Source organism: Chamaesiphon polymorphus CCALA 037, assembly GCF_003003845.1.
GTDB classification, from domain to species: Bacteria; Cyanobacteriota; Cyanobacteriia; order Cyanobacteriales; family Chamaesiphonaceae; genus Chamaesiphon; species Chamaesiphon polymorphus.
Window position 1 is genome coordinate 1 of record NZ_PVWO01000247.1, and the last position, 8,388, is coordinate 8,388.

Consider the following 8,388-nt stretch of genomic DNA (forward strand, 5'->3'; position numbering starts at 1 on the left):
CCCTCTCCCCCCTTACCACTAGTGGATCGGACAGTCTCTCAAGAACACATAAAACAACGGCGTCGCCAATTACAGCAACAGCGACGCGTCAGAGCGATCGTGTCTTTATGGCGACTCATCTGTATGGGTGGAATTTTTGCGGGGATAGCTTGGGCGATCGATCGACCCGATTGGACGATTTCTAAACCCGATCAGATTCAAATTGAGGGCAATCAGTATTTAACCGATGCCACAGTTCGATCGATGCTCACAATTCCTTATCCGAAATCGATCGTGGAATTGGCTCCTACGCAATTAGCCACCCAGCTCAAACAGCGCAGCTCGATGGCAACTGTAAATATCGATCGTGGAGTATTTCCGCCGCGCCTACTCGTGCAGATTCAGGACTTCCCGCCAGTGGCGCGGATTATGCAAAACGAAACTACTGCATCGCAAATATTTATCGACGAGCGCGGGTTGCAATTGCCGCTGGCTAGCTATCGCTCGATCGTCTGGCAATCTTTACCAACATTGCAGTTACGACCGCCTTCTCAGGGTATGTGTCCCCAATGGCCGCAACTTTATCGAGCCGTGCGGACTAGTGCTGTAGCTATTGGGATTGTTGATTGTCGCAATCCCCAAAACTTGATGTTGCAAACCGAAGTAGGTAAGGTGAGGCTGGGCGCGATCGGTAGTAAGCTGCAACTCGATCGGCAAATACAGCAACTCGATCGACTCCGCGATTGGCCCAAATCTGCCGAACCCGAAAATATTGACTACCTGGATTTGGAAAATCCGGACTCTCCTAAATTTCAACTCAAACCCGATTCAACTACTCTTCCCAATCCAAATACGACTTCTAACTAAAGCCGCAAACTATCTATGTAAGACATTGGAATACATCAATAGTATGTACGTGCAGGCAATATATACTTTAAATAATCCTTCTATAATCTCTATATTCTAGCACGATGAAAGTCTATCCTACAGTCAATAGCCACTTAGATTTAGCTCGATCGCGCCCTTATTTTTCAAGGAAAGACCAAAAAATGTACACTACATGTCTAAGTAATATCAAAAAATATCTATAATGCGGGTTACTATGCTTTAAAAGGTTCAACACATAACTAGCGCATGAATAACTCTAGTCCAGTCTCCTATCCAGGATTCAAAAGCCACTCGCTACGAGATGGTTACACCATACCAAGGGATGAACTAATGTCTGAAGGTATCACTTTTAGCAATACAGCTCGCATCAAAGTAATTGGTGTTGGCGGTGGCGGCAGTAATGCGGTCAACCGGATGATTGCCAGCGATATCGAAGGCATAGAATTTTGGACGATGAATACTGACGCGCAAGCTCTATCCCACTCCGATGCAACGCGCCGAATTCAATTAGGCCAAAAACTCACTCGGGGACTCGGTGCGGGTGGTAACCCAGCCATCGGCCAAAAAGCTGCCGAAGAGTCGCGCGAAGAAATCGCGCACGCGCTCGAAGGAGCTGACTTGGTGTTTATTACCGCTGGGATGGGAGGCGGCACTGGAACTGGTGCAGCTCGGATTGTGGCAGAGGTCGCGAAGGAAATGGGTGCCTTAACAGTGGGTGTGGTAACTCGTCCCTTTACCTTTGAAGGACGCCGCCGCACAAATCAAGCAGAAGAAGGAATTAGCGGACTGCAAAGTCAGGTTGATACCCTAATTATCATTCCCAATGATAAACTGCTACAGGCAATTAACGAGCAAACTCCCGTTCAAGAAGCGTTTCGGATTGCAGATGACGTACTGCGCTCCGGCGTCCAGGGCATTTCGGATATCATCACGATTCCTGGATTGATTAACGTGGACTTTGCGGATGTTCGCACGGTGATGGCCGATGCTGGTTCGGCACTAATGGGAATTGGCGAAGGATCGGGCAAATCGCGCGCGCGCGAAGCTGCGGTTCAAGCGATCAATTCGCCACTGCTAGAATCTTCGATCGAGGGCGCGCGTGGTGTCGTACTGAATATTACGGGCGGTTCGGACATGACCCTAATTGAAGTAAGTACTGCGGCGGACACGATTTATGAGGTCGTCGATCCGAATGCAAATATCATCTTTGGCGCGGTCATCGATCCACAAATGCAAGGTGAAATGCGGATTACAGTAATTGCGACCGGATTCACAGGCGAAATTGCCGAGCCGATGGGTCGTCAGCGCAATACGACGGTTGCGGCTCAACGCCCTAATTCAGCCTTACCGTCCGAGCAGCAAGCCGCTCGCAAACAACCAGGAACATCTGTTGGAAACGAAAGTTTTCCTCAACCCAAACCCCCTCAAAATCCTGGAGCGGATTTACCCGCCTTCTTACAAAACCGTCGTCCTAACAAATAACTTTGGATTAGATGGATTTGGTCATGGTAGTAGTCGCTTATTTAGTTAAGCGACTACTACCACTCTGGAATGCTTATCGATCGAACTCTCGTCACGTTTGATATCAAAGCTACCAACAAGCGATTGGTAACTTTAATTGTTACGCGCATAAGTGCAGCTATTTAGCTGTGTGTCAAGTCACATTGCAACAGTTATATTTAGAATTACCCACTAGGCTCAATTTTGCTACGGCTGCGGCGATCCCATCGCTTCACAGTCAGTATGATTGCCGAAAAAAACTGTATCAGTCTAAATTGATACTAAAACCATGATTCACTCAAACCAGTATAGCATTTCTTCAGGCACTCGAACTATGTCTTTAAAACAGTTAAATGTAAAAATTCCCGAACAAGAACTTAGAATTCTCGAAGCTTTCGCCGAAAAGACCGAGCGAACTAAGACCGATATTATTAGGGAATTCATTAGATCTCTACAATCCAAAATTTGAAGGCATAGCTCGGAACTATACACCATAGCTTCAGGTTCTCGGTAGTAGAGCGTGGCGATTTACAGTCGCTAGTCCTCGATCTTGGCAAGAAGCGATCGAGTCATCTCGATTCGATCGTCGCTTAACTTCTTGCCAATGTCTCATCTTCGATCTGGCCCGATCGCCTCCAATCCTCCCCCAGGTGAGTGTGGATGTGCTCGATCGTCGTGCGATATTTATTACTATCCACAGTCCACAAACCGTACATTAAACCGAAGTATAATAGAATTATCCAACTGTCCCTATACAGTAACTAATTGTGTCACGTTCTCACCCGAATTGGCGACCTGCCCAGCCCAGACTTGCGCTAGCACAGCTTGGCAGCGGAATTAGTCATGCTCGCAAACGATTATTACTACGTTGTCTGACAATTAGTCTGCTGTTTATCGCTTCTGGGTGCAATGCTGGCACATCTTTTCAAAATCCGTTTGCACCAGATCCCAAACTCAAAGAGCCACTCACAGTAGGCCCCAATCCCTCGCCGACGCCAGCAACTTCGTCGCCTAACGCCCTGCCTGCCGATTTTCCCGTATATCCCCAGGCAAAACTGCAATCTACAACACAAACGCCAGATCTGGGCACCGTCACTACCTGGACGACTGCCGATCCGATCGATTTTGTCTATAAATTTTACCAGCAAGAACTCACCGCCAAACAATGGGAAATAGTCACGCAACCTAGCGATAGCAATCCCATCCTCGCCGCCAAACAAGCCCAAATCAACGTTTCAATCGAGCCTCAAACTAGTAGCGATAAGCAACAGACTGGCGTCACTACTTATACCATTAGTCTGCGCGGAGCGACTGATGCAGCAACCACTACGCCAACGCCAACGCCTACAGCTACTACTCCCACATCTACAACTTCACCCCTACCCACCACCAAACCGATTGCCAAGCTCCCTACCTCCACTACCGATTACGTCAAAGATCTGACTCAAATCGGCGTGTTAACTAGTGCAGAGTCCGCACCCAATCGGATAGTCACTCGCCGCGAATACGCGCGCTGGCTCGTCGCCGCACACAATCGGATTACAGGTAGCAAACCCACCCAGCAAGTCAAACTAGCCACTACTGACACCAACCCCGCATTTCAAGATGTCCCTAGTACCAATCCCGATTTTCCGAGCATTCAGGGATTAGCCGAAGCGGGACTGATTCCGAGTCCTCTCAGTGGCGACGCCACCAGCGTCCTGTTTCGTCCCGACACCCCGCTGACGAGAGAACAGATGATTTTGTGGAAAGTACCGTTAGATACTCGCCAGCCGCTACCCACAGCCTCACTAGATGCCGTCAAACAGACGTGGGGATTTCAAGATGCTGGCAAAATCGATCCTAAAGCAATGCGAGCGGTGTTAGCTGATTTTCAAAATGGCGATCGATCTAATATCCGCAGGGCATTTGGCTATACAACTTTATTCCAACCAAAGAAGACTGTTACTGTGGGAGAAGTTGCTACTACTCTTTGGTATTTTGGAGCCAATAGTGAGGGTTTATCCGCTCGCGATGCAGTTCAGACGGAGCAATAAATTAATTACAGCGAGGATAACTGATTATGTTTCTGGTGTAGCTATTTGCATTGTTAGTTGGGTAGTAATGAATACCACCGTTTTTATGTCTAACATACATTCGGCTATTAGCGTCCACCTGGAAACATGTAGAACGGGATTGAGAGTTACCAATTGGTGAATTGAAATTAGTGGAGGAACGTACTGAAACTGGACGAACGATCCTTGGGCTTTTTACGGTAGTATACCTTACTGTCTGCGATCGACACGGCAAAGCTAAAAAGAACGCGAACCCAATCGTACAGATACTGGCAACTAATTTGAGGGAGGGGATGAGAGATTTAGTTATCATCGATCGAGATGGGGATATAGCTCTCAACCGATGATAATTCAAGCGTCATTCATTTGAATGCGATCGAGATCGGGTACTTAAATATTATTGCGATCGTCTAAAGATACCGAACTAACCAATCGATTTTCAACCTCGACAATTGTTGTCGATACCATCGCGGCAACTAATTGTTCTGGTGTCACGGTAAATGGTAACCGATGTAAATCGGAATCGGGTTTGCAGGCAAGTGTCGCCGCACGATCTAATTGGGAGATTGTAATTTCACTCAAACCTAAATCGGATAGAGTTTTTGGTAAGCCAATCGTACTGTAAAAATCGAGTAATTGTTGTCTGGCTGTGGCAGCTAATCGATCGCCCTGAAGCATTTCTTGTAGTCGCAGTTGGACTAAGATTCCATAAGCCACTTTTTCGCCGTGTAAGGCGTGGTGACTGCCCGGTAGGTGTGTTAGACCATTATGCACGGCATGGGCGGCTACAGTGCGACACTGGGCACCGCCTAGCCCACCAATGACCCCCGCCAGTAGCACGGTAGCATCGACGACTTCTTGCCAGTCTTCTCCATCGGGATGTTCGAGTGCTGATGGTGACTTTTGAAATAAGATATCTCTGAGGACGCGCGCTTGTTGAACTGCGGCAATGAGTAACGTTTGGGAGGAATGACCGCTACTGACTGAAGCTTCGTACCATTTGGCGATCGCATCGCCGATGCCTGCAACTAGCGTCCGTTGGGGTGCTGTAGCGACAATACTATAGTCGAGGACGAGTAAATCGGGACATTTAGCCAGACTGACATCATACAAGAATGCGCCCGATTCCGAATAGATATTGGATAAAGCCGTCCACGCCGCACAGGTAGCTCCAGAAGTAGGAATCGTCACTACTGGCAACTCACAACGGTAGCCTAATAATTTAGCAGTATCCAGGCATTTACCACCACCGACACCGATGATGACATCTGCTTGATGTGTGGTAACTGCTAGCATCAGTCGATCGAGACTACTTTCACAACAGTCGGGAGTATAATTTATTTTCTCGATGGCTAAGTCAGGACGATCGAATAATACTTGTAATTGACTCAGTTCCAAGCCGCGATCGCCACCCACGATTAACGGGCGTTGACCCAAGCTCGCGATATACTCGATCGCATCTGCGAGCGCATGTCGTCCCCGCATCACACGAGCGGGAGCAACCAGCAAGGAAATAGCAGTATCAGTATGAGTCATGGCTATCGATCGGCAGTTGATGATTTTAATTATATTTGTTGGTAGCAGTCGGGGCTGCGGTTGAAAACCGATCCGGTACGGTAGTAAATCTAGTTAAGGTAATCTATCTTAGCAAATAATATTTGAAATCTATCCCCAGTTCGCTCATCCCCAGCGACTGTTACAGTTCTTGACGAGATGGAGATCGCGCCCAAACAGAGTGGTACCATGGCAAAAACCCTACAACTAACAGTTTTATGGCAGACAAACTAACTGGCAAAACACCGATTTTTGGCGGTAGCACTGGTGGGTTACTCAGCAAAGCCGAAGTAGAAGAAAAATACGCGATTACTTGGAATAGCCCCAAGGAACAAGTATTTGAGATGCCTACTGGTGGTGCGGCGACAATGGTATCTGGTGACAACCTTTTACAATTGGCTCGCAAAGAACAGTGCCTCGCTCTTGGTGGTCAATTGCGCAAATTCAAAATCACCAACTACAAAATTTACCGGATTACCCCTAATGGTGATACGACATTACTCCATCCTAAAGATGGTGTATTTCCTGAAAAAGTTAATGCTGGACGGGAATTCAATGGTAAAGTCGATCGTAATATTGGTAGCAACCCCAATCCTGCGACACTTAAGTTCTCTGGTAAAAGAACCATCGATTAGATTTGCTTAATTTTAATAATTGTTTAGATGAGGCGGAAACTTCAATGTTTCTGCCTCATTTTTTGACGTTAAATCGTATCTGGATCGATGCCTAGTTCTCGCAACTTTGCTATGAGTTGCTGATTTCGATCTGCGACTGCGGCTAATGCCTGCTCGGTTTCAGATAGAGTTTGGGTAATATTTTCTAGTTCCCGAGTGGTTATTTCCAGTCTTTGCGAAACTTGCTCGAAGCTTAAAAATGGCTCTCCATCGGGTCGATAGATTTGCAATTCGGGTGACGCGCTCGGATCGAATCTGATTCCCAAGCGCGGACTACACCAATCCTGCATGACGGGAATTTCAGTTAGATAACCATCCACTCGCTCCCATCCAGAGAGCGCATTATTGTCAGGATCGTAAATATAATATTCTTCGACGTCATGACGGTCGTAAAAAGCTAATTTGGCGGCCATCTCATTGGATGTATTCCCAGGTGAGAGAATTTCAAATACCACTTGCGGTGGAATGCCAGCTTCTTCCCATTGCTTATAAGAACCTCTATCTCCCTTTGGTCTGCCAAATGCTACCATCACATCTGGAGCGACTCGGCGTTTGGGATTGCCTTCGACAGGATACCAAAGTAAATCTCCCGCCACGAAGACGTTGTCGTCATTGGTAAACAACCAGTCCAGGTTATATTTGACGATCGTAATCCATCGAAATTGTTTGGTATTATCTGACATCGGCTTGCCGTCGCTGTCGGGGTATTCGATTTGACTCGGATTCGGTATTTGGGCAACCATAATTCAGATTTTGGCTACGAGATTCTTAGATCTAATTGTAATTTAGGTTTTAGGCTTTGGACGGCTTGTGGGCATCGAGAATTAAACCACTGAGGCTTATAAAATTTACCTAAAACCCAAAGCCTAATACCTAAAGCCTAAAGCCTAATAATTACATTTCCTTGATAATGACCTTATCGCCTTGAACTTCGCCGACAAGAATCAAATCTGCCACACCGACAAACAGACCGTTTTCGAGAACGCCAGGAATATTATTGAGAGTCTTTTCTAAGTCAGCAGGATTGTCGATCGAGTCAAATTTCACATCTACGACTAAGTTACCCTGATCCGTTACCACTGGGCCAGCTTTTTTGACACCCATGCGGAGTTGAGGTTTGCCACCTAATTTTTCGATCGCACGCATGACAGGCGTGACAGCCATCGGAATGACTTCAACAGGTACTAGGAAAGTAGAACCTAATTTATCGACTATTTTGGTATTGTCCACGACAACGATAAACTGATTTGCCAATGCATCGACTACTTTCTCTTGGGTATGCGCCGCACCGCCACCTTTAATCAGATTTTTATTAGGATCGACTTCATCTGCACCATCGATCGCGATATCGATGCGATCGGCTTCATCGAGCGTCGTTAAAGGGATACCATACTGTTTAGCCAGTACTGTCGCCTGAAAAGAAGTCGGAATCCCTTTGACATTGGTAATTTCTCCATCCGCCAACCGTTTGCCGATAAACTCGATCGCAAATGCCGTCGTCGAACCAGTACCCAATCCCACGATCGAATTAGACTGTACCCGCGCCGCAGCAGCCTTACCAACTTCCTGCTTCATCAAATCTTGTGGTGTCATTATCTTCTAAATCTCATTAAACATCTGCCGATCCACTTTATCAGTCAATTGGAGCGAGAATCTACATTCTCCCGTCCCAAACAATCTCGCTCCCAACTCCCAACCCCCAACTCCCAACCCCCAACTCCCACCTCCCCGCTCCCCGC

Annotated in this window: 8 protein-coding genes; 5 read left to right on the forward strand and 3 right to left on the reverse strand. The window is 47.0% G+C overall.

The annotated features are described in order from the left end of the window. From C7B77_RS17640 to C7B77_RS17655, 4 genes are all read left to right on the forward strand, one after another. The coding region (locus C7B77_RS17640; protein WP_219892186.1) for a cell division protein FtsQ/DivIB at window positions 1–846 on the forward strand (846 nt) is incomplete at its 5' end. 267 nt (window positions 847–1,113) lie between these two features. Next, entirely contained in the window at window positions 1,114–2,349 is a 1,236-nt protein-coding gene (ftsZ, locus tag C7B77_RS17645) for a cell division protein FtsZ (protein WP_106307648.1), read from the forward strand. A gap of 352 nt (window positions 2,350–2,701) precedes the next feature. Next, window positions 2,702–2,836: a ribbon-helix-helix protein, CopG family gene (locus tag C7B77_RS17650; protein ID WP_106307651.1), complete on the forward strand. Its 135-nt coding sequence runs from the start codon at window positions 2,702–2,704 to the stop codon at window positions 2,834–2,836. A 298-nt stretch (window positions 2,837–3,134) separates the two neighbouring features. After that, window positions 3,135–4,403: an S-layer homology domain-containing protein gene (locus C7B77_RS17655; protein ID WP_181243906.1), complete on the forward strand. Its 1,269-nt coding sequence runs from the start codon at window positions 3,135–3,137 to the stop codon at window positions 4,401–4,403. Window positions 4,404–4,811: 408 nt separating this feature from the next. On the opposite strand, the gene C7B77_RS17665 is transcribed toward C7B77_RS17655, so the two are convergent. Beyond that, on the reverse strand, window positions 4,812–5,957 hold the full coding sequence (locus C7B77_RS17665; protein WP_106307660.1) for an iron-containing alcohol dehydrogenase family protein: 1,146 nt from the start codon (window positions 5,955–5,957) through the stop codon (window positions 4,812–4,814). 236 nt (window positions 5,958–6,193) lie between these two features. Here C7B77_RS17665 and C7B77_RS17670 point away from each other — a divergent pair, with 236 nt between their 5' ends. Then, window positions 6,194–6,610 carry a photosystem I reaction center subunit II PsaD gene (locus tag C7B77_RS17670; RefSeq protein ID WP_106307663.1) on the forward strand — a complete coding sequence of 139 codons (417 nt, stop codon included), beginning with the start codon at window positions 6,194–6,196 and terminating at the stop codon, window positions 6,608–6,610. A gap of 68 nt (window positions 6,611–6,678) precedes the next feature. On the opposite strand, the gene C7B77_RS17675 is transcribed toward C7B77_RS17670, so the two are convergent. Together C7B77_RS17675 and rpiA are read right to left on the reverse strand one after the other, a co-directional pair. After that, window positions 6,679–7,392 (reverse strand): Uma2 family endonuclease, encoded by a 714-nt coding sequence (locus tag C7B77_RS17675; protein ID WP_106307666.1) that lies wholly within the window; start codon window positions 7,390–7,392, stop codon window positions 6,679–6,681. A 151-nt stretch (window positions 7,393–7,543) separates the two neighbouring features. Continuing rightward, window positions 7,544–8,242: a ribose-5-phosphate isomerase RpiA gene (rpiA, locus tag C7B77_RS17680; RefSeq protein WP_106307669.1), complete on the reverse strand. Its 699-nt coding sequence runs from the start codon at window positions 8,240–8,242 to the stop codon at window positions 7,544–7,546. Window positions 8,243–8,388: the final 146 nt, after the last annotated feature.

What these genes read in the sequence shown, in the direction of transcription:
- ftsZ (WP_106307648.1), top strand. Translation starts at nt 1,114, where the DNA reads ATGAATAACTCTAGTCCAGTCTCCTATCCAGGATTCAAAAGCCACTCG.
- C7B77_RS17650 (WP_106307651.1), top strand. Translation starts at nt 2,702, where the DNA reads ATGTCTTTAAAACAGTTAAATGTAAAAATTCCCGAACAAGAACTTAGA.
- C7B77_RS17665 (WP_106307660.1), bottom strand. Translation starts at nt 5,957, where the DNA reads ATGACTCATACTGATACTGCTATTTCCTTGCTGGTTGCTCCCGCTCGT.
- C7B77_RS17670 (WP_106307663.1), top strand. Translation starts at nt 6,194, where the DNA reads ATGGCAGACAAACTAACTGGCAAAACACCGATTTTTGGCGGTAGCACT.
- C7B77_RS17675 (WP_106307666.1), bottom strand. Translation starts at nt 7,392, where the DNA reads ATGGTTGCCCAAATACCGAATCCGAGTCAAATCGAATACCCCGACAGC.
- rpiA (WP_106307669.1), bottom strand. Translation starts at nt 8,242, where the DNA reads ATGACACCACAAGATTTGATGAAGCAGGAAGTTGGTAAGGCTGCTGCG.